This window comes from Halostagnicola bangensis (genome assembly GCF_054653435.1).
This window is the reverse complement of record NZ_BAAIGG010000002.1, coordinates 3,003,338-3,026,396: the sequence shown is the minus strand read 5'-3', so window position 1 is coordinate 3,026,396 and position 23,059 is coordinate 3,003,338. Positions and strand designations below refer to the sequence as shown.

Here is a 23,059-nt window from a genome sequence, read left to right as displayed (position 1 = left end):
CGAACTAATCGAACCGCAAACTCACCGATGACAGCAACCGACCCACCCGCGCCCGGCTGTACGCTCTGTGCCCTCCCGACCGAGGGAGTCGATGTCAGCGACGGCGACGGCAACCAGTTCTGCTGTGTCGGCTGTCGAGACGTTTACGACGCGCTCGGCGATCTTGAGGACGTCGACGCCGCCGACGTTCGGGAGCGGCGGAACGAGGCCGAACAAGGCGGAGAGGAACTCGAGCCCGGCACGGAGATACCGGACGACCACGACGCGACGTTTCTCGAGGTCGACGGGATGCACTGTGCGACCTGCGAGGCGTTCATCGAATCGGCGGCCATGTCGACCGACGGTGTCAGCGGGGCCAGCTCGAGTTACGTGACGGACACGGTTCGGATCGATCACGACCCCGATGCCGTCTCCGAAGAAGAGCTACAGGACGCCATCAGCGGGCTCGGCTACAGCGCCTATTCTCGCGACGACGCGTTCAGCCGTCGGCAGGCGGACAACTGTGCGATGGGACGGGTCATCGTCGGCGTGTTGATGGGGATGATGGTAATGCTCCAGTACATCGTCCTCATCTATCCGGTCTACTTCGGCGGCCTCTTCTACGACGAGCAGACGACGGAGTTCATCGAGAGCGCGCTGGCCAGCGAGAGCGCGACGGTGTTCTACCTCGTCATCGCCGCGCTGACGACGATCATCCTGGCGATCACCGGCAAGCCGATCCTGCAGGGTGCGTACGTCAGCGCGAAGACCCGTCAACCAAATATGGACCTGCTCGTGGCCATCGCGGCACTCAGTGCCTACCTCTACAGTACGCTCTCGATCATCGTCGGTGGCCCCCACATCTACTACGACGTGACCGTCGCGATCATCGTCATCGTCACCGTCGGGGGCTACTACGAGTCCTCGCTCAAACGCCAGGCGACCGAGCGACTCTCGGACCTGACCTCCGTACAGGTCGACGAGGCTCGACGGGTTCGCCGCGGCGGATCGACGGACGCCGACCAACTCGAGGACCGATCCGAAGACGTACCGCTTGAGGAGCTCGAGGCAGGCGATCACGTGCTGGTTCGCACCGGTGAGCGGATCCCGATCGACGGCGAGGTAGTCGACGGCGACGCGTCGGTCGACGAGGCGGTCGTCACCGGAGAGTCCCTGCCCGTTCGAAAGGCCGAGGGGGACGCAGTCGTGGGCGGTTCGATGGTCTCCGACGGCGCGGTGACGGTTCGCGTCGGTCCCGACGCGACAAGTAGCCTCGACCGGATCACCGAACTCGTCTGGGACCTCCAGAGCGGCACCCACGGCATCCAGAAGCTGGCGGACAAACTGGCGACGATTTTCGTTCCGCTCGTCCTGGTCCTCGCAGTCGTCGTCACCGCCGTCTACCTCGTACTCGGCGCTGGCTTCGCCGGCGCGTTGCTCGTCGGGCTGACCGTTCTGATCGTTTCCTGCCCGTGCGCGCTCGGGCTGGCGACGCCGCTGGCGGTCGCCGCCGGCATCCGGGACGCGCTAGCGAACTCCATCGTCGTCTTCGACGACAGCGTCTTCGAACGCATCCGCAACGCCGACACGGTCGTCTTTGATAAAACCGGAACGCTGACGACGGGCGAGATGAGCGTCATCGAACCGGATTCGGGCGACGGAGACGGACCAAACATCGACGATGACCTCCTCGAGAAGGCCGCGGCCCTCGAGTCCCGATCTGCCCATCCTATCGGCCAGGCTATCGCGACCGCCTGGGATCGGCCGGATCGGATGACGGACGGCGGAACGCCTCGAGAGGAAGTTCCGGATGATGGACCGTCCCAGGAGCGCCTCGCGGAGGAGGAACGATCGCGAGAACTCACGGCGTACGAACGCCAGCAACGGCGAATAGAGGGCGAGGAGGGGGACTCGATCGAGGGTAACGTGGGATCGGATTCCGACCCCGAGTCAGCCCGAACGAACCCGTCCGACGATCTCGTCGACTCCTTCGAAAGCCATCGGAAGGGCGTTTCGGGTGTCGTCGCCGGCGAGGACATCGTAGTCGGTCACCCCGACCTATTTGCTGAATTGGGCTGGACCGTTCCGGCGGAAATCCGTGAACGAATCGCGAGCGGTCGCGAGACGGGGCGGGTTCCAGTTGCAGTCGGACGCGACGGGACAGCCGAGGGCGTGATCGTCGTCGGCGACGAACTCCGCGAGGAGTGGCACGAGACGCTGACCGCGATTTCGGATGCCGACATCGACGTCGTCGTTCTGACTGGCGACGACGCTCGAGCGGCGGGCCGATTCCGAGAGGACGACGCGGTCGATCGGGTCTTTGCGGGCGTCCCGCCGGAAGGGAAAGCCGAGACCGTCGAGCGGCTGAAACAAACGGGGCGGACGGTCATGGTCGGTGACGGCACCAACGACGCGCCGGCGCTCGCGGCCGCCGATCTCGGTATCTCGCTGGGCGGGGGGACGGCGATGGCGGCCGACGCGGCAGACGTCGCACTCGTCGACGACGATCTCACGTCGGTTGAGACGGTCTTCGAACTCGCTCGAGCGACCGACCGACGCGTCAAGGGCAACATCGGCTGGGCGTTCTGTTACAACGGGATCGCGATTCCCCTGGCCGTGACGGGTCTTCTCAACCCGCTGTTCGCCGCGGTCGCGATGGGTGCAAGTAGTTTGCTCGTCGTGACGAACTCCTCTCGAGCGCTGCTCGAGGAAGAATAGATCGTTCGTACTCAGTTTACAACCACGGAAACAACGTTCGACGAATTCGACCGAGTGTCGACTCCCCACCGTGACGGACGTAAAGCGTCGTTCCGTCGGCGTCGAAGGAAAGTTCGTTCGCCGGGAGCGCCTCGCCGTCCGGCAGCTGAATCTTGCGGTCTTCGGCCGGAACCGGGCCGCTGGTACTGGTCCCGAACAGCGTCGAGGACTGGACCTTCGGCTCGGTGACAGGGTCGCTGTATTCGATGGTGTAGACCGGCGTTCCATCGTCCTCGGATCGTTCCCAATCGACGATTTCGCGGTCCGGTGTCGTTCCGATCATCTTCGGGTCAGCTGGTTGAACAAAAGCCGTTCAACAACTTATATTTTGGTCATGGCTTCCGACCGCGCCGGTCACTCGGATCGGTCTTCGTCGGTCGTCGTCACGTCGAGGAAGACGTCCTCAAGCGTCGAATCCTCGCCGGTTTCCATGCGTTCGACGAGTTCCTTGGGCGCTCCCGCTTCGACGAGTTCGCCCTCGTAGAGGATCCCGACCTCGGTGGCGAGGTGTTCGATAACCGGGAGCAAGTGCGTCGAAAGGAAGACGGTCGTCCCGGATTCGGCCAACTCCGTGATGACCGCACGAACGGTTCGGGCCGCCCGCGGATCGAGCCCCGACGTCGGCTCGTCCAGAAAGACGACGTCCGGTTCGTGCATGATCGCCTGGATGAGCCCCGTCTTCTGGCGCATTCCCTTCGAGTAGGTCACGATTCGGTTATCGGCGTCTTCGGCGAGGTCGAGTCGCTCGAGCAACGAGTCGATTCGCTCCTCGATTTCCCGGGGTTCCATGCCGCGCAATCCGCCGTGGTACTCGAGTTGCTCCCGGGCCGTGAGTTCCTCGTGGATCGGCGGCGATTCGGGGAGGTAGCCGATGTGGTCGATGAGCGCCTCGCGGTCGGTGATCGAGGCACCCCCGACGCGACCGGAGCCGCTGGTCGGCCGTATCAGTCCCGTCAGCATCTTGATCGTGGTCGTCTTTCCCGCACCATTAGGCCCGAGAAAGCCGTAGATCGTTCCCGGCTCGATCTCGAGGGAGAGGGCGTCGACAGCGGTCGTCTCGAGGTACTCTTTGGTCAGTTCGTCCGTGGCAATGGCGTGTTTCTCACTCATTTCGATGGTACTCTCTTGGAGAGTTGGTCCGCGCTGAAGCTGTTCTCTCGGTCGTATTCATCGGCTCATCGGATCTGATACTGCTGATATCGTTCTATGGCCGTCTGATACGCGTTGCGTGCGATCACACCGGCGAGACAGATCGCCAGTAGTAACGAGCCGAACTGGATCCATCCGGGCGGGACGCCGAACGTCGCCGCGGTTTCGTAGACCGGCTCGAGGTTGCCCAGAAGCGCCGGCATCACAGCGATCGACACGACGACGAAGATCCTTCCAATTCTGCGGAACCCCTTCGACCCCATCTCCGCAAATATCGGCGCGTCGGTGAAGAAAAACGGGACGGGGACGAACTCGTAGCGCTCGACACCCATCCCCACCGCGAGGCTGACGGAAGCGGCACACGCGCTGATCGCGATGGTACCAAAGACGATCACGACGGTCTCGAGAACTCCGACTGGACTCGCGAATCCGATCAGGGCGAGGAGGACCGCAAGGACGACGCCGGCGACGGTCGAGGCAAGAACGAGGCCAGTGACGAACTGCCTCGCCGGGACCGTGGTCAAGAGCATGGGCATGACGCGGTACTCGGTGCCGACCGGATCGGATGCGAAGGCGAGCCCGACCGAGAGACCGATCATAAGCGCGAAAAACAACAGCGGGATGTTCGCGCTCCCGCCGAGGACGAACGCCGGTATCGCGAGGACGCCACACCACAGAAACGCGTAGCCCGCCGACAGCACGCCTCGCGGAACGCGCCGTTCCATGAGCCAGCGCTCTCGAGCGACGGTGAGTGCGGACCGAGAAACGCGATCGCCGAGCAGTCGCTCTATCCGTCCCTCCTCGAGGAGCGAGTGCGAACCGTGAGAACTCGCCGAGCTGTCCGGTTCGCACTCCCAGATCCGACGAGCGAGCGCGGTCGTCGCACCGACGAGGACTGGAACTGTAAGGAGGATCCCAGCGATAGCACCCAGTCCGCGACGGGCATCGACTCCCAGTTCAGTCGCGCCGAGGAACGCGAGGTCGACGGTCCACGTTATCGGAAGCGCCTCGAGACGTCCAACCAGTGGCGCGAGCGACACGGATGTCTCCTGTAAGACGAGCCAGCCAACAAGAAGCGGTAGCCAGCCGAACACGACGGCCAGATCCCTGTAGAACCCGCCTCGAGTCAGTCGCTGGCCGACGAGCCCGGCGGCGAGTCTCCCGACGATGCCGAGGCCGACCGCAACCGCCGCCAGACCGCCGATCGCCGCCGTGATCGTGAGTGCAACGAGGGGTGACCGAAGCCCGATCGCAGTACCGACCGCGACGCCCAGTGTCGGCCCGGCCAGAAAGAGAGCCACTCGAGCGGAGACGAACAGAACCAAGCCTAGCGCCCCTGTCCTCGCGGAGACGGTCGTCAACAGGAAGTCCGGATTCAGCCGCTCGAATCGTCGATGCGTGATCTGTGAACTCCGCCAGACGAGCGAGACGAACGCAAGGCCCGCAACGATTCCCAGTTCGTCGACGGGGATCGCCCCTTGCGACGCGATGGTCGTTCCGACGGCGTGGGAAGCCGCTCCGAGCACGCCGCTGATGGCCAAAAGCGCGACGAGGAGAAAGCGCCTTTCAGCCCACAGCCGTCCCGAGTCGGATTCGCGCCGGAGGCGTTGCCACTCGGTTCGGGCGATCAGGACACTCCCGTCGATCCAGTGTCCCTTCATACGCGTTTTAGAGTGAGTCGTACGGCTTCATGTCAGATACAACAAAAGCGTTGCTGTGGAAGATGCATATTCTTTGTCATTCGCTGGAGTGTCGTCAGGGCGAGTCAGGACGAGAGAGCGGGGGTACCGTCTGTTTCCTGCTCAAGGCTTACCCAAGTAGTTGCCGTCCGTCGGGATATGCTCGAGTTGTACCAGGCCGAAGGCTGTCCGCACAGTACGAACGTTCGCGAGAAACTCACCGATCTCGGGCTCTCCTATGTTGTCCACAATCCTCGGCTGCCCGGCGACGAGGGAGGCGACGTTCTCAACGAACAAACCCATCGGCGATGACCGAACTAGGCGGCGAAGACCAGATCCCCTATCTCGTCGACTCGAAACGAGAAGAGGCCAGATACGACGGCGACGAGATCATCGAATACCTCGAGGCGCACTACAGCTGAGGGGGGCTATAGGTAGCTGAGCTTCACCCTTGTCGCCAGAGAAGCCGGCACTTGCCGACGAGAATCAGCAACGCGGTTTTCTGCCTCGAGAGCAATTTCTCTCCTCAAGACGGAGTTGCCAACCCTTGCGAGTTCTTGGCAAACAGTGTTACAATAGTCTTGCGTGTACTCCGATGGCCCGCGAAGGGCCAGAACGCGATAGCGGTACGGTACCCCTACCCAATTGCCCGAACTCCAGATGTGACCGTGAGACCGTCAGGGCGAATACCATGGGTTTTCCACCTGGACAAGGCACTACCATCACCTTGTTCAGGGATGCGACTTCCGGCGAGGCGACGGCTTCGACGTTCCGTATTGGAGACGACGAGAGAGCTGCCGAGAACCAACTGGATCTATTACGGCCAATGAACACGTTAAGCTGGACGTGAAATAATTCTGTTGACAATCATTAAGTAATCGCTCGTGCTAGGTCTATTGGTACTTGGCACCAGTGAACACACTACAAGTACCAATCAGCGCTCTACGCGGAAAGAGCGGGAGTGATTCCGATGGCAAAAGCACACAAACTCGATTGCGAGTCGGTATCGGACACGTGCCGGTTCATCATCCAGTCGGAAAACGAGGAGGAAGCGGTCGAATTGGCTCAGAAACACATGGAGGAGGTCCACGGACAGGAATTTTCGGACGAGGAACTTCACGAGGACCATCTACAAGTTGTCTAACGACCGGCCGAAGTCGGTTCACGAGGTCTCTCTTCTCTCTTCGCTATAGTGGTTTTGAACAGCTACTTGAATCCCGATCAAAACCCGGGCATCAGTTCAGCCGGGCCGAAAACGCCGTACTCACCGGATCGGTTTCGACGAACACCCGTCTTCAGGTAGCCGATCGCCGGCCCGTTGACGTTCGCCGCCATACTCGTGGCGTCGTCGAGTTCGAACGTGTTGGTTCCCGTCTCGCCATCGAAGGTGGTTCCGGTCACCGAGACGGTCGTCGTCGTCGGTTTCTCGTCGTGTTCGACATCGAGAATACCGCCGACGGTGACGTCTTCGGCGTCGCAGATCCCAGCGCGCTCGAGCAAGACGTCGTCCGCGTGTTCCATATCCGTAAACTCGATAACGCCGTCGTGATCGTCGATGATCGCCTCGATTTCGGCCTCGGAGAGGTCGCGTGCAGTCTCGATATCGTACTCCGGCAGATGGGCGATATCCTCGCGAACCGTTCCGCGATTGTCTTCGTACCCTGACTTCAGGCCGACGCCCCACCAGATGTCGACCGACTCGATCTCGACGAACGACTGTGCGGCGAGCGCCGCTGCCCCGGTGAGAAGCCCCGGCGTTGCACCCGCTCCGCAGACGAACGTGATTCCGGCGTCCTCAAATGCTTCTGTACGGTCGTCGAGCATTCCGATGACTCGAGAACGCTTGAGCACGTCGACCATGACGCCGGAGTACCCGCCCTCGAGGAACCGATCGGCGACCCGCGGGATGAAGTCGTGTTCGTAGTTCGGCAGCGCGAGCAGGACGGCGTCGATGCCGTCGCCGTGGTCGATGATATCCTGGATCGAATCCTCCGAGGGGCGGGCCTGCTCGGATGCGACGACGCCCGCGTTCTCGCCGTGTTGTTTGACGCCGGGAGTGGCGGTTGCCCCGCCGTCGGTTTCGAGGGTCTCGTCTCGCGGGTCGTCGTCTCGAGAAGTAGTACTCTGTGGCCCGCTGTCGATGTTCCCCTCCGTCGCCTCGAGCAGTTCGTCGACGTCTAACCCGTCGAAGTCGATCGCGACGCCGTGACGATCACACGCCGCGACCGGCGTAAGTCCGTCTTTGTGCTGGCTCACCTCGAGCGTTCGTCGGCCGATTCCTCCCGTTCCGAGCACCGCAAACGTCGTGTCGTTCATCGTTGAGTATGTTGTGTGGTCGGTCGCCTCTTAGTCGTCGCTCGATTCTGCGTTCCTCGCGTCCGCGTCGGTCGTCGCGCTCGCGGCCGTTCCCGCCGCCGTCTCGGTGGCCGTCCCTGCCGCCGTCTCACCGACGGATTCCTCGGTCGCCCGCCGCTCTCGAGCTTTCACTTCCGCCGGATCGAACTCGTTGACGGACTGATTCGGCTCGAGTCCCGCCCGCTCGATGATTTCGATATCCTCGCCGGCCGACTGTCCCTCGGTGGTCAGATAATCGCCGGTGAGCAGGCCGTCCGCACCGGCCTCGAGGGGCAGGTGTTGTTCCTCGGGCTCGAGATTGACCTCGCGCCCGCCCGTGAGTCGAACCCGGGACTCGGGGTGGAGCAGCTTGTAGACCGCGACGGTTTTGATGATCTCCTCCGTGCTGATCTCGACGCCCTGCTCGGCCAGCGGGGTCCCCGCGACGGGGTTGAGCACGTTGACCGGGAGCGAGGAGATGCCAATTTCCTGGAGCGAGATCGCCGCGTCGACGCGATCTGTTGGGGTTTCGCCCATCCCGAGGATGACTCCCGCACAGAGGTCCATCCCCGCTTCCTTGGCGACCTCGAGGGTGTGTACCCGTTCCTCGAAGCTGTGCGAATCGATGATCTCGGGGAAGTATCGCGGCGAGGTCTCGATGTTGTGATTGTAGTGATTGATCCCCTCTTCGGCGAGGATCTCGGCCTCTTCGGGGGTGAGAATTCCCAGCGAGGCGTCGACCTCGAGGGCACACTCGTCGCGAACGGCGCGTATCGACTCTATGACCTCCCCCCACTCCTCGGGGCGGTGCTCCTTCGAGACGCCGCGTTCGGCGACGACAATCCCGAACCGCTGTGCACCGTCGCGCTCGGCGCGTTTGGCGGCCTCGAGGATCTTCTCCGGGCCGAGGAAGTCGTAGGTATCGATGCCGGTGTCGAAGTGGACCGACTGCGCGCAAAAGCCACAGTCTTCCGCACAGTTGCCCGCCTTCGCGTTGACGATCGAGCAGGAATCGACGGTGCCGTCGCCGAAGCGATCCCGGACGGCGGCCCCTGCCTCCGCGAGCGGCTCGACCGGCTGGGCGATCAGCGCCAGTCCGTCGGTTCGATCGAGGCGTTCGCCGGCGAACACCCGCTCGAGTGCGTCGTCGATCGTCTGATTCTGCGTCTCGTAAACCACGAATCCTAGGTCGGTTAACGGTAATATAATTCTTGGGGACAGTCGCTCTCGAGGAACGGTTGGTCGGTGGCCTCAAGTTTCGGTTGCGCGTGTGGACGAGCGAGTCGGCGGTGTCGGCCTACTTTTTGAGGGTGTGGTACTATACTGGCTGTCCGCATCCGGATAAGTATGAACGTCCGTGGAAACCTCTCGAACGACGCGATAGCGACGTTTCTCTCGGAGGAAACGGTACCGATTCGAATCGGGTGTCAAACGCCGTCGGGAGCTCCATGGATGCTCTCGATGTGGTATCGCTCTCGAGCGGTCGGCGACGATCCCCACGAGGAGTGGGTCCTCGAGTGTGCGACCGGTTCGGAGGCGAAGGTGGTTACGTACGTCACCGAAACTCCCGAAGTCTCCTTCGAGATTTCGACGAATCACCCTCCGTACACGGGCGTCCGCGGACACGGAACCGCAACCGTCGAGTCCGATCCGGAGAAAGAGGTCCTCCGGTCGCTCATCGGGCGTTACCTCGGCGGGATGGACTCGAGGCTCGCACGAAACCTGCTTCGCGACGAGCGCGACGAGGTCACGATCACCATCGAACCCGACGCGATCTACGGCTGGGATTTCGGCGATCGCATGCGCGACGTGGAGAATCGTCGGACAGCGAAGAACTAGGTGTTCGTCGCAGATGGGGGCAATTTCACCCCCGTTCGAACGCATCAGTCTCGCTCGTTGAGTGACTGCGGAGCAAAAAATACCGCCAGTTCCAAAGAGCGTCCGGACTACTAGAGGAAGCTCTCGACGTGATCTGCGACTTCCTCGGGCGTGTCGCCGACCGGAACGCCGGCGTCGTTGAGCGCGTTGATCTTGCTCTCTGCGGTGCCGGTTCCGGAGCCCGAAACGATCGCACCGGCGTGGCCCATGCGTTTTCCTGGCGGGGCCGTTCGGCCAGCGATGAAGCCGGCGACGGGCGTGTCGACGTGCTCGTCGATGTAGGCCGCGGCTTCTTCCTCGTCCTCGCCGCCGATCTCGCCGCACATGGCGATTGCCTTCGTGTCCGGATCGTTCTCGAAGAGTTCGAGGGCGTCGACGAAGTCGGTGCCGATGATCGGGTCGCCGCCGATGCCGATCGCGGTGGTCTGGCCGATACCGCGGTTGGTGAGGCTATCGACGACCTGGTAGGTTAGCGTCCCCGAACGGGAGACGAGTCCGACGTCGCCCGAGGCGAAGATGTTGCCCGGCAGAATGCCGAGTTTGGCCTCGCCGGGGGTGATGAGACCGGGACAGTTCGGGCCGATGAGTCGGGTGTCGGTCTCGGTGAGTCGCTTGTTCACTCGAGCCATGTCCTGGGTCGGGATTCCTTCGGTGATCGCGACCGCGAGGTCGAGGTTCGTATCGAGCGATTCGAAGATTGCGTCGCCGGCGAACGCCGGCGGGACGAAAATGACCGACGTGTCAGCGTTCTCCGCTTCGACGGCTTCGTCAACGGTGTCGTAGACGGGGACGCCGGCGACTTCTTGTCCGCCTTTGCCGGGAACCGCACCGGCCACGACGTTCGTACCGTACTCCATCATCTGTTCGGCGTGGAACTTGCCTTCCCCGCCGGTGATGCCCTGTACCACCACGCGCGTGTCGTCGTCGACTAATACGCTCATTGTTCGTTCACCTCATCAGCGTACTCGACGGCACGCTGAACCGCGTCCTCGAGGGTCTGCTCGACCGTCACGAGGTCTTCGTTGAGAATTTCCATGCCTTCCTCCCAGTTGGTCCCGGCCAGTCGAACGACGACCGGCTTCGGAATCTCGTCGAACTGCTCTAGGGCTTCGTTGATCCCCTTGGCGACCTCGTCGCCACGGGTGATGCCCCCGAAGATGTTGAACACGACCGAATCGACGTTCTCGTCGGAGAACACCATGTCCAGCGCGTTCGCGATCCGGTCCGCTTTCGCGCCACCACCGACGTCGAGGAAGTTGGCGGGCTCACCGCCGTAATGATCCACGAGGTCGAGTGTGGTCATCACGAGGCCGGCACCGTTGCCGATGATCCCCGTGTTGCCCTCAAGTCGAACGTAGTCGAAATTGTACTCGTCGGCTTTCTGCTCGAGTTCGTCGCCACTTGCTGCCTCGTCTTCCATCTCGGCGAGTTCGGGCTGGCGGAACAGCGCGTCCTCGTCGATGTTCATCACGGCGTCGGCCGCGATGACGTCGTTGTCGCTGGTGACCATCAGCGGGTTGATCTCCGCGTCGGCACCGTCCCGGTCCGACCAGAGCTGGTAGAGGGTGGTAAGAACGCTCGAGACGTCCCGTGCAATCTCACTATCGACACCTGCGTCGTAGACCGCCTTCCGGGCCTGGTAGGGATGCATCCCGAACGAGGGGTCGATGTGTTCGCGCGCGATTGCTTCCGGCGTTTCCTCAGCGACTGCCTCGATATCGACGCCGCCTTTCGTCGAAACCATCGCGACGGGTTTGCCCTCGCCCCGGTCCATCGTGATGCCGACGTAGAGTTCGTTCGTGAAGTCGACTGCCTCCTCGACGAGGACGCGGTCGACGTGGTAGCCCTTGAGATCCATTCCGAGGATCGAGTCGGCAGCCTCGCGGGCTTCCTGCTCGTCGTCGACGAGCTTGATTCCCCCTGCCTTCCCGCGGCCACCGACCTGTACCTGCGCTTTGACCGCGACTGGGTATCCAATCTCCTCGGCCGCGGCGACGACGCCGTCGACGTCGGAGGCGAGCTTCGACTCCGGCGTCGGGACCCCGGCGTCGGCGAAGACTTGCTTCGCCTGATACTCGTGTAGCTTCATATCCATTCGAACGGCTGTTCCCACGTCGCTTAAATCATGGCAGTTTCCACTCGCGAGAGCCGTTGCCCTGTCACGCACCCACGTAAGTTTATATTAGGCCAATACCATCGGTCCCACGCCGAGATATTCTAAAAAATTCCAATCATCTGATTGTGTGAACCACGTTTTTGGATTTATGAGGGAGGACGATCCTGCGGAAGATTCCTGTTATCATTGGACACGAATTGTCTCGAAACCGGCCAATTTTGCGTTTGGCGCCGACTGGGAGCGCACTACAATTAGTCCCCGATCATCGGACACCCCCGAACGAAAATAGGCCGCCTCGAGCCTGCCATCACCCCAGCATTAATCAGTTCTCCTCACCGGCATCTACTCGAGAACGTGACGCGCTCTACGGCGTTCGAGCGGTTCGGTTCGATTCTTTCCGAGCCGAAAGCACTCGCGCTCTTGCTGGTCCACAGCAACGTTCACATCTCGCTTTCTGCGACGAGCATCGCACTCGTTACGATGGTCCTGTTGGACCTGCGGATCGATCCGATCCCGTTGTTCATCGTCTTCGCCGCGACCATGTTCGTCTACAGCCTGAACCGATTCACCGATCTCGAGGAGGACGAACGCAACGTCCCCGATCGCGCGGCGTTTACGAAACGGTACGGACGGCTCCTGTTAACGCTCGGGGTCGGACTCTACCTCGTCGCAATCGGCGTCGCGGTCGTCCTCGATCTCCCGGGTGCCGGATACATGGTCATCCCGTTGCTCGTCGCAATCGCGTACTCGCACTTTCGGCTCAAGAAAGTCTTCCTCGTGAAAAACCTGACCGTCGGCCTCGCCTGGGGACTCATTCCGCTCGGCGTTGGCGTCTACTACGAGGTCCTCGAGGAACCCGAGCTTCTCTTTCTCGCCGGTTACGTGACCGCTATGTTAACGGTCGCGGCCATCATCTTCGACATCAAGGACATCGAGGGCGATCGAGAGGAAGGGATCAGAACGGTTCCGGTCGTGTTCAACCCGGAGCGAACTCGACTCATCTCACAGGGATTGAACGTCGCTATCGCCTCGAGCGTTCTCGTCGCCGCGCTCGCCGCTTTGATCCCCTCGACGTTTCTCGTATTGTTGGCCTTTAACGCCTACGTGGGCGGCTACATTCCGTTTGCAACCCGCGATCGAGGGCCGCTCTTTTACGGGTTCGTCGTCGACGGCGAACAGATTGTTCTCGTCTGTTGCGTGCTCGTTCTAGACATTCTGGTCTGGTGAGTGTCCCGTTCTACGAGTGCTACCTCGACGAGAGCGCCCGAGGTTAATGTGTTCGACAGTCGACTCGATCAGTCCCTGTCGGTGTTGCTCCAGTCACACTCCTGGCACTTCCAGCCGGTCACGAACTCCGTGACCGAGGGCATGTAGCCGACTTTCAGGACGTTTTCCCCGCATTCCGGACAGGAGCGGTCCGCCTCTTCGATGGAATCGGTTTCCATCACGGAGTCGTCCTCGATCAGTTCCGCCAGTTTTTGCGCGTTGACCATTCGCCCCTGAACGACTCGATTTGCAGTCATGCTCACTCGTCTGTGTGCAAACCCCGTAAGCTTTTCAACGCCCCGACCGATTCGTCAGAGACACTAACTATATAATAATATTATCATTATGGTCCTATGTATTATGGCTCCATATCGGAGTTTTTAAGCCAGCTACTGCTCGAGATTAGATAATGGGCCCGGGTTCTTTCAATTCATATAATAGTTCTACAACCGGTTATCCGAGCGCCGTTATCGAAGGGCTTCTCTCGGATATCGATGTCGCCAGCTTCCAGTTGACAGAGCACGGAACGATCGCAACGGTCAACCGTCAGTTCTGTTCGATGGTCGGAGAGACAGCGAGCGAACTGGTCGGGAATCCGTTCACCTCCCTCGTTAAAAACGGCGATTTTACCGGCCGACAGACGATTGACGAACTCGTCTCCGAATTTCGGGAGTCGGTAACGACGACGGTTAGACTCGAGACGGTCGACGGTGTCTTTCCGTGTACCCTCTCTCTCCGTCGGGTAGATAGCACGACCGAAGGCGGTCGCCCAGCGGTCCTCGGTGCAATCACGGAACGCCAGGGAAAGACCGGTTCGCCGTCCCAGACCGAACTCGCGTCCGGCGAGACGTTCGCGGCGCTGGCGGAAGCCTTGCCTGACGGAATCATCGTCCTCGATTCGGACAGCGTGTTGCAGTACGCGAACCCGGCGGTCGAACGGATTCTGGGGTACACACCCGAAGAGCTCGTCGGTGCCAGCAAGGTCGAGATCATTCCGGAACGTCTCCGCGAGAATCACCTCACGGCGCTCAGTCGATACCTCGAGACCGGTGAAAAACATATCAACTGGACGTACGTCGAACTGCCCGGCCAGCACAAAGACGACTACGAGATTCCGCTCGGTATCTCGCTAAACGACTTTACGTACGACGGGGATCGGTACTTCGTCGGCCTCTTTCGAGACGTTTCGGATCGCAAGCGGGCGGAACGCGAACTCTCGGCGAAAGCGGTCCAACAGGAAACGGTTGCCTTGCTCGGCCAGCGAGCCCTCGAGTCCTCGGAACTCGACCAGTTGTTCGAGAAAACCGTCGACCTCGTTACGGCGGCACTCGACACGTCTCACTGTGAAGTCCTCGAGTTAGATACAGACAGTGACACGCTAGTGCTTCGCGACGGAGCCGGCTGGGACGACGGCCTCGTCGGAAGCGAAACGCTCTCTCCTCTTCCCGCCGATTCACAGGCGGGCTACACGCTGGATACTGCTCGGCCAATCATCGTCGAGGACCTCGAAGAGGAGGATCGGTTCGATGACAACTCCTTGCTTTCCGATCACGACATTCGAAGCGGAATAACCGTCGTAATCGGCCCGTCTGACGATCCGTGGGGCGTCTTCGGCGTCCACGATACGGCACCTCGGAGGTTTACCCACCACGTCATCAATTTCGTCCAGAGCGTCGCGACGATTCTCGCGTCGGCAATCGAACGCGCCGAGTACGAGCACCGGCTCAACGAAACCGTCGACGAGCTCGCGGCGTCGAACGAGCGACTCGAACAGTTCGCCTCCGTCGCGTCTCACGACCTTCAGGAGCCGCTTCGCATGGTCTCGAGCTATCTCACGCTTCTCGAGTCGAGATACGAGAACGAACTGGACGAAGAGGCGCTCGAGTTCATCGAGTTCGCCGTCGACGGCGCGGAACGAATGCAAGGCATGATCGACGGACTCCTCGAGTACTCCCGCGTGGAGACGCGCGGTGACCCGTTCGAAGCCGTCGATCTCGACGAGGTCATCGATCGGATTCGGACGAACCTCACGGTACAAATCGAAGAAACCGATGCGGAGATGGTCGTCGAACCGCTTCCGACGGTCGTCGGGGACGAAAAACAACTCGAGGCGCTCTTTCAGAACCTGCTTTCGAACGCCATGACCTATCAGGACGAACAGCCGGTCCGCATCGAGATCACGGCTTCGGAACGATCGACGGCGTGGCGGATATCGATCGACGATAACGGGATCGGTATTAGTGACGAACACGTCGATCAAGTGTTCGATATTTTCGAGCGACTTCACTCGCATGCGGAGTTTTCGGGAACGGGTATCGGCCTCTCACTTTGTCAAAAGATCGCCGACCGCCACGGCGGGGACATTCGAGTCGAATCCGTTTCGGGAACCGGGTCAACGTTCTCCGTTACGATTCCAAAGCGGGACGACTGACGGAACGCATTCGTACAGGGCCGACTAGATTGGCACACCAGAGGATTATCCAGAGACTCCACTCACTAACGGGACTACCGGTGGGAAGACCGATCGGCGAGTGGGCTATCACCGACTGGAACGATCTCTCACATGAATTGCGATTCCCACTCGCGGCGCTCGGTTATCTCCTGTTCGCCAGCGTCTGTAATGGCGTAGTAGTTCGTTCGCCTATCGAGTTGCCCTTTCTCGACGAGTTCTTTATTGACGATCGTATCGAGATTCGGATACAATCGACCATGGTTAATGTCTGAACTGTAATACTTCTCGATTTCCTCTTTGATATCCTGGCCTGACGGTTGATCGGCGCCGGCGATTACGTACAACAAGTCTCGTTGAAACCCGGTGAGATCGTTCATTCCACGAATCCCTGCCACTGATCTAGTATTTGTTATTATTTTCGTACGGGATCGTAGGGAATCGTTCGAGTTGTTAAGCACAGCACATCAACGGGTAATCTACGCTGACAGTGACTGTGTGATTGAATCCCATCTCGGCGCATCCATATTATCGATCTGTGGGCCAGTTCGTTGCTTCCTCCATTACTGTCAACCCCGGTTAGGTACACTCTACTCCGCAGGTGCGTGGGATAGCCCGTGCTTAGGGGCCGACGATTCGTGTCGTGGTCATACAGTCCGTTCCGAAACTGGTTCGAAGGAATAACGTAGGGGAACTGACCTGTACAATCAACACTGCAACGGGATGTGAATCGTCTCGGAATCAGGTGGTTCAAGTTTCACCGCCCGCTCCGCGTGACTGGTCTCATTCAAATCCTATGTCACAGTACCGATTCACGAATTTGTTCGTCGAAAAATGCTCCGTCAGGGATTTGAACCACTCCCGAGAACCTGCTCGCTCCGCTCGCAGAACCTCGGTTTACTTCAAATCCCAGAGCGTACGCTTCCTTCGTTCACTCACTTCGTTCGTTCAGAAGAGTGCTCCGTCAGGGATTTGAACCCTGGTCATCGGCTCGAAAGGCCGAAATGATTGGCCGGACTACACCAACGGAGCTCTGTCGCTTCGTCACCGTACCGTCGTTCGGTGCGGCCTCGTGAAGCTACACCCAATCGTTGCCGGGGGCTAGTAAAAAGCGTTCCGTTCCGCTCCTCCAATGGGAGGGAGTGACGCACCGGGCGTTCGTCCGAGGCCGAACGCCGCGAGTCACACACCATCACCCCTCGACGAAACGCGGGAGGGCGTCCTCCTCGAGACCGCGACAGCCATCGTATTCGCCGGAGGCTTCTACTGGTGAGTCGGAGGGCCGCTCCGACGCGCGTACACGGATCCGGCCCCGTCGACGATTGGGCCGGCCGTCGGCGCGTGCATCCTCGGCCTCGTGCTCCTCGACGCGGCGTTTGCCGCCGCCGCCGGGCTCGAGTGGGCGCTGGCGGTTGCAGTCTTTCTGGTTCCGGGCATCGGCCTGTCTCGAGTGTTCGACGTTACTTGATGCCACTCGAAGGCCACTATCGCGTCAGGTCCGCAAAAAATAATATGTGGATTCCGTCGTTGTGCGTTTAGGTACGCCGTTTTACGCTCCCGTTTCGGGATCCTCCTCCGGCGCTTCGGGTTCGTCGACCGGATCTTCGTCATCTGGCGCTTCGGGTTCGTCGTCGGGGTCCATTTCGTCGTCCGGCGCTTCGTCGACCGGTTCCGCCGGGTCTTCGTCGGCTGGAACGAGACGGTGGACTTCGCCGGTGCCGCCGCTCGGGAAGTTTTCCTCGGTGGTGAGGACGTATATCTCGCCCTCGGCGTCTTGACCGAACGCGAGCACGAACCGATCGAGTTCGTCCTCCTCGCGGACGAGGTCGTCGTCGGCGTCAATACGAAGCTGTTCGACGGGCCAGAGGTCCTCCCAGAGTTCCTCCTCGTACAGCGGATGGTCGGTGCCTTCGGGAACCTGATCGGCGAAGGACTCGGCTCCGGCGTCCGTCGGCCGGTCCCCGTCTTGCCATCCGTCGGGCGGGTGCGAGACGAAGAGTTTGCCCAGCGGCTCCTCGAAGCTCTCGCTCCAGTCGCCGAAGATGTATCCGTCCTGCAAGTCCTCGAGGCCGCCTTCGGTGTACATTCGACCGCCGACGACGGCGCTACCGATGTTCTGGATGTCGTACTCTTGCGGGTAGTCGATCACGGGATCAAGCAACGGTTCGCCGCCGCGTACGTCCTCGGGCGTCTCGTCGGGACACTCTTCGGGCGGCTCGCCGGGGTTGTCGGTGCTGAAGCAGTGAACGCCTTCCTTGACGTTCCAGCCGTAGTTGCCGCCGCGCTCGACGTGGTTGATGATTTCGAACAGCAGCTGTCCGACGTCGGCGGCAAGCAGTTCGCCGTCGTCGGTGAACGACATCCCCCACGGGTTGCGCATTCCCCAGGCGTAGTACTCCGCGTGCCCAGGTTCGCCAGTTAGTTCGGGTTCGTCTTCGACCTCCTCGTCGTCTTCTTCGACTTCCTCTTCTCGACCGTTCTCGTCTACCTCGACCTCCTCATCGGTCGTCTCTTCCTGGACTTCATCCTCGCGGCCGTTTTCGTCTACCTCGATTTCCTCGTCGTCCTCGTCTTCGAGACCGTTCCCGTTATCCTCGAGTTCGTCGTCGTCATCCTCGAGTTCCGCATCAGCTTCGTCGACCTCCTCGTCTACGCCTTCTTCCTCTTCGGGTTCTTCGTCCTCCGTCTCCTCGAGGTCCATCTCGTAGAGCGGGTTGTCCTCGGGGATGCCGTAGGGCTTGTCGAACTCCTCGGTGTTGACGTCAATCCGGAGCATCCCGCCCAGGAGCGTGTCTCGAGTGTTCTGTCCGCTCCCGCCTTCGTTCTCGGTGTACCAGTCTTCCGGGTGGCCCGGTCCGGTATCGTCGCCGTCGCCGCCGTCGCCGATCGCGACGTAGAGATAGCCGTCGGGGCCGAACGCGAGCGGCCCGGCGTTGTGGTTGAACTGCGGCTGGGGAACCTCCATCAGTCGGCGTTCGGAGTCGGGATCGGCCGTCTCGAGGTCGTCGCCGGTCTGGAACTCGGAGACCACGAACGTGTGACTGTAGGATGCGGGCGTTACTGTCCCACGATACCCGCTGTATCGAACGTAGAACCGCCCGTTCTCCTGGAAGTCGGGGTGGAACGCGAGACCGAGCAAGCCGCGTTCGTCGAAGTCATCGACATCGATCGAGACTCGATCCGCGATGTCGAGGAACGGTTCGTCCTCGAGGCCGTCCGGGCCGTGGACGTAGATCTGTCCGGGCTGGTCGACGATGAACCGCCGGTCGGCTTCCTCGTTCGCGACCTGGAAATCTATCGGGGAGTCGAGTCCCTCTGCAACGGTCTCGAGGCCGACCGTCGGCCCCTTCTCGATGAGAAGCTCATCGTCGGGTTCCTCGTCCGGGGTGGGTTCCTCGACGTCGGCCAGCTCGATGTCGCCGCGCATCTCGGCCGGGTGAACCGAGCAATAATACTCCGCCATCTCTTCGGTCGCCTCGAACTCGAAAGTGACGACCTCTCCTTGCTCCGTGACGATTTCGGTGCCGTCGATCGCGTCACCCTCCGCATTCAAGATGACGAAATCGTGCGGTGTTCCGTCGGCGTTCGTCCACTCGACGACGTAGGTCTGTCCCACCTCGAGCTGGAGTGTTGGGTTCTCCTCCTCGGCGATTTCGTCGGGAGCCTGGCCTACCCAGCCCTCGGAGAATCCGTCGAGTTCGAACGTTTCTCCCTCCTGTGCCGTTCCGATAGTGGTGAACGACGCGGCCACGCCCGTTGCCGCGGCGGATTTCAGCACCGTTCGCCGCGTCGGGGCGAACGGGACGCCGTCCCACGTGCTCTCACTGTTTGCATCGCTATTTCGTTGTGCCATGATGCCAATCAGCAATAGATAACTGGCAGAATAAGCAGAGCCATCGTTTTGGAACGAAAACGCAGACTTCCCTGATCGGGAACCGCTCGAACGGTATACATCGCTTATTACCGCTCGCTGTGCAGTTTCGTTCGTTCGGACCACGGATCGGGCCCCAGTGGTGGGTTCGGCCACGTTCGCCGGTCGGAACTGTCGTTCCACGACGAAATAGGCGATTTCGGGCCAACGAATTAGTATCTCACCGTGGTACCGGTGATATGACCGATCTCGCTTTTTCGACGAACGCCTATACGCGATTTCCCCTCCCCGAAGCGGTTCGCCGCATCGGGGCGTACGGCTACGACGGCGTCGAAATCCTCGGCGACGAGCCCCACGCCTACTTTCCATACTTTACCGACGCCGACCGGGAGTCGCTCCTCGAGGCGCTCGAGGAAACCGACCTCGCGGTCTCGAATATCAACGCCAACACGGCGATGGGATACTACGACGACGCGCCGCCGTCGTCGTTTTTCGAACCGAGCGTCATCCGAGCCGACGAGGAGGCGAGAACCTGGCGCATCGAGTACACCAAACGAGCGATCGACCTCGCGAGTACGGTAGACGCACCGGCGGTCTGTCTCGCGACGGGTCGCCCGCTCCCCGGCACACTCCCAGAGGACGCTCGGGCATTACTCCTCGAGTCCCTCGAGGAAATACTCGAGTATGCAGAGGCTAACGGGGTCGAGGTAGGTATTGAGTTCGAACCGGAGCTGCTGATCGAGAACACGGCAGAAACGCTCGAGCTCATTGAGGAGGTCGGCCGCGAGTCCCTCGGCGTTAACCTCGACCTCGGCCACGCTGCCGTCTACGGCGAAGACGTCGTCGAGAGCATCCACGACTGCGCCGGATCGATTACGGGAATTCACCTCGAGGACATCGTGGGCGGCAGACGAGGGAAACACTACCACCGGATCCCCGGGGAGGGCGACCTCGACTTTCGCGCGATTTTCGACGCGCTCGACGACGTCGGCTACGACGGGTTCGCCACCCTCGAACTGTACACCTATCCCGACGAACCGAATCGGGCGGCCGAGGAGGCGTATGCGGCGCTTAAGGAGTACGTGTAGCAACGTCGAACGGGACCGACAGCGGAACGGAGCGAGGCTGGCAGTTAGTAGTCGCTCTCGTTGCCGTCGTCTGCCTCGTAGTCGTCTTCGGCGTCGTCGTCCGGCTCGGCTACTTCTTCATCGTCGGGCATCTCCTCGTCCTCGGGGGTCTCGTCGTCGGCTTCCTCGGGCGTTTCATCTTCGTCGGGCATCGCGTCCTCGTCGACCGTTTCGGCGTCTTCGGGTGCCGGAACATCTTCGCCCTCGTCCTCGGGAACGATTCTGTAGATCTCTCCGGTTTCGGCGTCCGGTCGGTAGTCCGAGTTCGTGAGGACGTACAACTCGCCGGCCTCGTCGCGCATGACGTTGTAGACGTACCGGTTGAGCGACTCGTTCTCGGCGTTTTCGATCACCAGCTCCTCGAGATCCCAGCGCTCCGGGAAGGGTTCGACTTCTTCGGGTTCCTCGTCGCCCGGCGGCGTGACGGTCAACAGTTCGCCGTCCGCGGCGACGACGCCTTCGGCGCTCCAGTTGCCGAAGACGTACTTACCCTGTAGTTCGGGGATGTCTTCGCCGTCGTAGCGGTAGCCGCCGACGACGACCGAACTGTCGATGAACGCCTCCGTGCCGCGCTGGTGTTGGTACTCCGCGATCGGGTTCCGAAGCGGTTCGCCGCCGCGAACGTCCTCTGGCGTCTCATCGGGACACTCTGCGGGCGGGTCGATCGGCGTTTCGGGACTGAAACAGATCGATCCCTCCTTGACGTTCCAGCCGTAGTTGCCGCCGTACTCGACGATGTAAACCGATTCGATCAGGTGCTGGCCGGCGTCGGCGACGAATATCGTGCCGTCGTCCTGGATCGTCATTCCCCACGGGTTCCGGAAGCCCCACGCGTAGTACTCGTCGAGTTGATCGTCGAGTTCGACGAGCGGGTTGTCGTCGGGGATGCCGTACGCACCGTCGTCCGGTCCGTTCGCTTCGGCCTCGGTCTCCGCGTCGACGTCGATACGGAGAATCCCGCCGAGGAGGTTCTCCTGGGTATCCTGTCCGTTGCCGCCCTCGTTTTCGGGGTACCAGTCCTCGACGTGGCCGAGTCCGATATCGTGGACGTTGCCGCCGTCGCCGATCGCGACGTAGAGGTAGCCTTCGGGGCCGAACTCGAGTGCGCCCCCGTTGTGGTTGTCCTGGGGCTGTGGGATCTCCATCAGGATCCGCTCGGAGTCGGGGTCTGCCTCGCCGTCGTCGTTCACCTGAAACTCCGCGAGGACGTCGGTGTGATCGTAGTCCTCCGGCGTCCCCTCGCGCAGTTCGCCGCTGTATCGGACGTAGAACTGGCCGTTCTCCTGAAAGTCGGGGTGGAACGCCAGCCCGAGGAGTCCGCGCTCGTCGTAGTCCTGCAGATCGAGGATACCGAGATCGACGATGCGGTCGCTGAGGTCGATGAACAGCTCCATGTCATCCGGCGTCCCGACCTCTGGGTCCGTCTCGTCGTCGATTTCGTCGTCCTCGTCGTCTTCGAAGACCGGTTCTTCGTCCTCATCAGGATCTCGAGGTTCTTCGTCGGCGTCTTCCTCGAGATCGTCGTCCGTTTCGTACTCGTCTTCCTCGTCGTCCATCTCGACGTCGTCTTCCGCTTCGTCGTCGAGGTCGTCGTCGACCGCCGCTTCGTCCTCGTAGTGGATATAGACCTGACCGGTCTGTGTGACGATGAAGTTCCGGTTTTCTTCGTCGCCCTCGATGTACTCCATGCCGGTCAAGCCGGGGAGATCCTCCGCGACCTTTTGGAGGCCGATGCGTTCGCCCTCGGGGAAATTTCCGGCGACGGGAATGTCCTCGAGCGGTTCCGGATCCTCGTCTTCCGGTTGTGCGTCACCGATGACGAGGTCGCCGCGCATCGTATCCGGATGCATCTCGCAGTAGTACTCGGCCATCTCCTCGGTGGCCTCGAACTCGACGGTCTGTACCTCGCCAGTCTCTTCGGTGATCTCGCTGCGAACGAGTTGTTCGCCGTCCGCCGAGAGGATGGCGAAGTTGTGGGGCAAGCCGTCGCTGTTCTCCCACGTCACCTCGTATGTCTGGCCCGCCTCTAGCTCGAGGGTCGGGTTCTCCTCGTCCTCGATCTCGTCGGGTTCGACGCCGATCCATCCCGGCGTCGGCCCGAGAAGGACAATCTGTTCGGCCTCGGCTTCCTGCGCGCTGACGACGGTTCCGAGGCCGGCCGCGGCTCCGGAGGCTGCCAACGCCGAAAGAACTGTTCGTCGCGTCTGTGCCGTGCTCCTGGCGTGCTCGCTGTTGGTGCGTTCGGTTGGTGGATTCATGGTCTCTCGTGAAGTGGTGGACGGGCGACGCAGACAACTGAAACAGCCGCGCGTCGAACTGGAATCGCGTTCGTGCAGTCGGATCCGGAGCAATCGTGAAATCGTTGTCGCGCCCTGATTCGATTGCCCGGCTCCCGCCGCGAGTCCACCCGTCCTACGCGCGCAGTCTCCGGGGAGGCCAATAAGATACGACAAC

Annotated in this window: 17 protein-coding genes, 1 tRNA gene and 2 pseudogenes; 8 read left to right on the top strand and 12 right to left on the bottom strand. The window is 61.3% G+C overall.

Going from position 1 to position 23,059, the window contains the following annotated elements; all coding sequences use genetic code 11:
- Positions 1–27 precede the first annotated feature (27 nt).
- Positions 28–2,697 (top strand): heavy metal translocating P-type ATPase, encoded by a 2,670-nt coding sequence (locus ACYQ14_RS16855; protein WP_459889549.1) that lies wholly within the window; start codon positions 28–30, stop codon positions 2,695–2,697.
- A gap of 16 nt (positions 2,698–2,713) precedes the next feature.
- Here ACYQ14_RS16855 and ACYQ14_RS16850 read toward each other — a convergent pair whose 3' ends face one another.
- From ACYQ14_RS16850 to ACYQ14_RS16840, 3 genes are all read right to left on the bottom strand, one after another.
- Positions 2,714–3,019, bottom strand: coding sequence for a hypothetical protein (locus tag ACYQ14_RS16850; RefSeq protein WP_459889547.1), 306 nt, complete (start codon positions 3,017–3,019; stop codon positions 2,714–2,716).
- A gap of 71 nt (positions 3,020–3,090) precedes the next feature.
- On the bottom strand, positions 3,091–3,846 hold the full coding sequence (locus ACYQ14_RS16845) for an ABC transporter ATP-binding protein (RefSeq protein ID WP_459889545.1): 756 nt from the start codon (positions 3,844–3,846) through the stop codon (positions 3,091–3,093).
- Positions 3,847–3,911: 65 nt separating this feature from the next.
- Positions 3,912–5,546, bottom strand: coding sequence for an ABC transporter permease family protein (locus ACYQ14_RS16840; RefSeq protein ID WP_459889543.1), 1,635 nt, complete (start codon positions 5,544–5,546; stop codon positions 3,912–3,914).
- Positions 5,547–5,723: 177 nt separating this feature from the next.
- On the opposite strand from ACYQ14_RS16840, the pseudogene ACYQ14_RS16835 reads away from it, so the two are divergent.
- A pseudogene (locus ACYQ14_RS16835) lies at positions 5,724–5,986 on the top strand (glutathione S-transferase N-terminal domain-containing protein).
- Positions 5,987–6,534: 548 nt separating this feature from the next.
- A complete protein-coding gene (locus ACYQ14_RS16830) occupies positions 6,535–6,708 on the top strand; it encodes a DUF1059 domain-containing protein (protein ID WP_283835462.1) in 174 nt (57 codons plus the stop codon).
- Positions 6,709–6,785: 77 nt separating this feature from the next.
- On the opposite strand, the gene bioU is transcribed toward ACYQ14_RS16830, so the two are convergent.
- Positions 6,786–7,880, bottom strand: a complete 1,095-nt coding sequence (gene bioU, locus ACYQ14_RS16825; RefSeq protein ID WP_459889540.1) for a (S)-8-amino-7-oxononanoate synthase BioU — start codon at positions 7,878–7,880, stop codon at positions 6,786–6,788.
- Between the two features lie 30 nt (positions 7,881–7,910).
- Positions 7,911–9,077 carry a biotin synthase BioB gene (gene bioB / locus ACYQ14_RS16820; protein ID WP_459889538.1) on the bottom strand — a complete coding sequence of 389 codons (1,167 nt, stop codon included), beginning with the start codon at positions 9,075–9,077 and terminating at the stop codon, positions 7,911–7,913.
- Positions 9,078–9,245: 168 nt separating this feature from the next.
- On the opposite strand from bioB, the gene ACYQ14_RS16815 reads away from it, so the two are divergent.
- Complete coding sequence (locus ACYQ14_RS16815) at positions 9,246–9,737, top strand: pyridoxamine 5'-phosphate oxidase family protein (protein WP_459889536.1); 492 nt, start codon at positions 9,246–9,248, stop codon at positions 9,735–9,737.
- 110 nt (positions 9,738–9,847) lie between these two features.
- On the opposite strand, the gene sucD is transcribed toward ACYQ14_RS16815, so the two are convergent.
- Both sucD and sucC read right to left on the bottom strand, forming a co-directional pair.
- A complete protein-coding gene (sucD, locus tag ACYQ14_RS16810; RefSeq protein ID WP_459889534.1) occupies positions 9,848–10,717 on the bottom strand; it encodes a succinate--CoA ligase subunit alpha in 870 nt (289 codons plus the stop codon).
- Positions 10,714–11,865 (bottom strand): ADP-forming succinate--CoA ligase subunit beta, encoded by a 1,152-nt coding sequence (sucC, locus tag ACYQ14_RS16805; RefSeq protein ID WP_459889532.1) that lies wholly within the window; start codon positions 11,863–11,865, stop codon positions 10,714–10,716. Before sucC ends, sucD begins: the two co-directional genes overlap by 4 nt.
- 417 nt (positions 11,866–12,282) lie before the next feature.
- Here sucC and ACYQ14_RS16800 point away from each other — a divergent pair, with 417 nt between their 5' ends.
- Positions 12,283–13,119: a UbiA family prenyltransferase gene (locus ACYQ14_RS16800; RefSeq protein WP_459890108.1), complete on the top strand. Its 837-nt coding sequence runs from the start codon at positions 12,283–12,285 to the stop codon at positions 13,117–13,119.
- Positions 13,120–13,187: 68 nt separating this feature from the next.
- Here the strand turns inward: ACYQ14_RS16800 and ACYQ14_RS16795 are convergent, their stop codons facing one another.
- Positions 13,188–13,415, bottom strand: a complete 228-nt coding sequence (locus tag ACYQ14_RS16795) for a DUF5795 family protein (RefSeq protein WP_459889530.1) — start codon at positions 13,413–13,415, stop codon at positions 13,188–13,190.
- Between the two features lie 152 nt (positions 13,416–13,567).
- On the opposite strand from ACYQ14_RS16795, the gene ACYQ14_RS16790 reads away from it, so the two are divergent.
- Positions 13,568–15,589, top strand: coding sequence for a PAS domain-containing sensor histidine kinase (locus ACYQ14_RS16790; protein WP_459889528.1), 2,022 nt, complete (start codon positions 13,568–13,570; stop codon positions 15,587–15,589).
- Between the two features lie 128 nt (positions 15,590–15,717).
- On the opposite strand, the gene ACYQ14_RS16785 is transcribed toward ACYQ14_RS16790, so the two are convergent.
- The gene (locus ACYQ14_RS16785) at positions 15,718–15,987 is read right to left on the bottom strand and encodes a PadR family transcriptional regulator (protein ID WP_283835471.1); all 270 of its coding nucleotides are present in this window, start codon (positions 15,985–15,987) and stop codon (positions 15,718–15,720) included.
- 577 nt (positions 15,988–16,564) lie between these two features.
- A tRNA-Glu gene (locus tag ACYQ14_RS16780) sits at positions 16,565–16,639 on the bottom strand.
- A 193-nt stretch (positions 16,640–16,832) separates the two neighbouring features.
- On the opposite strand from ACYQ14_RS16780, the pseudogene ACYQ14_RS16775 reads away from it, so the two are divergent.
- Positions 16,833–17,075: pseudogene (locus tag ACYQ14_RS16775) on the top strand (UbiA family prenyltransferase); the annotation flags it as partial.
- Between the two features lie 81 nt (positions 17,076–17,156).
- Here ACYQ14_RS16775 and ACYQ14_RS16770 read toward each other — a convergent pair.
- Positions 17,157–19,460: a PQQ-dependent sugar dehydrogenase gene (locus ACYQ14_RS16770; protein WP_459889526.1), complete on the bottom strand. Its 2,304-nt coding sequence runs from the start codon at positions 19,458–19,460 to the stop codon at positions 17,157–17,159.
- A gap of 257 nt (positions 19,461–19,717) precedes the next feature.
- Between ACYQ14_RS16770 and ACYQ14_RS16765 the strand changes: the two genes are divergently transcribed.
- The gene (locus ACYQ14_RS16765; RefSeq protein WP_459889524.1) at positions 19,718–20,566 is read left to right on the top strand and encodes a sugar phosphate isomerase/epimerase family protein; all 849 of its coding nucleotides are present in this window, start codon (positions 19,718–19,720) and stop codon (positions 20,564–20,566) included.
- A 44-nt stretch (positions 20,567–20,610) separates the two neighbouring features.
- Here the strand turns inward: ACYQ14_RS16765 and ACYQ14_RS16760 are convergent, their stop codons facing one another.
- A complete protein-coding gene (locus tag ACYQ14_RS16760) occupies positions 20,611–22,863 on the bottom strand; it encodes a PQQ-dependent sugar dehydrogenase (RefSeq protein ID WP_459889522.1) in 2,253 nt (750 codons plus the stop codon).
- Positions 22,864–23,059: the final 196 nt, after the last annotated feature.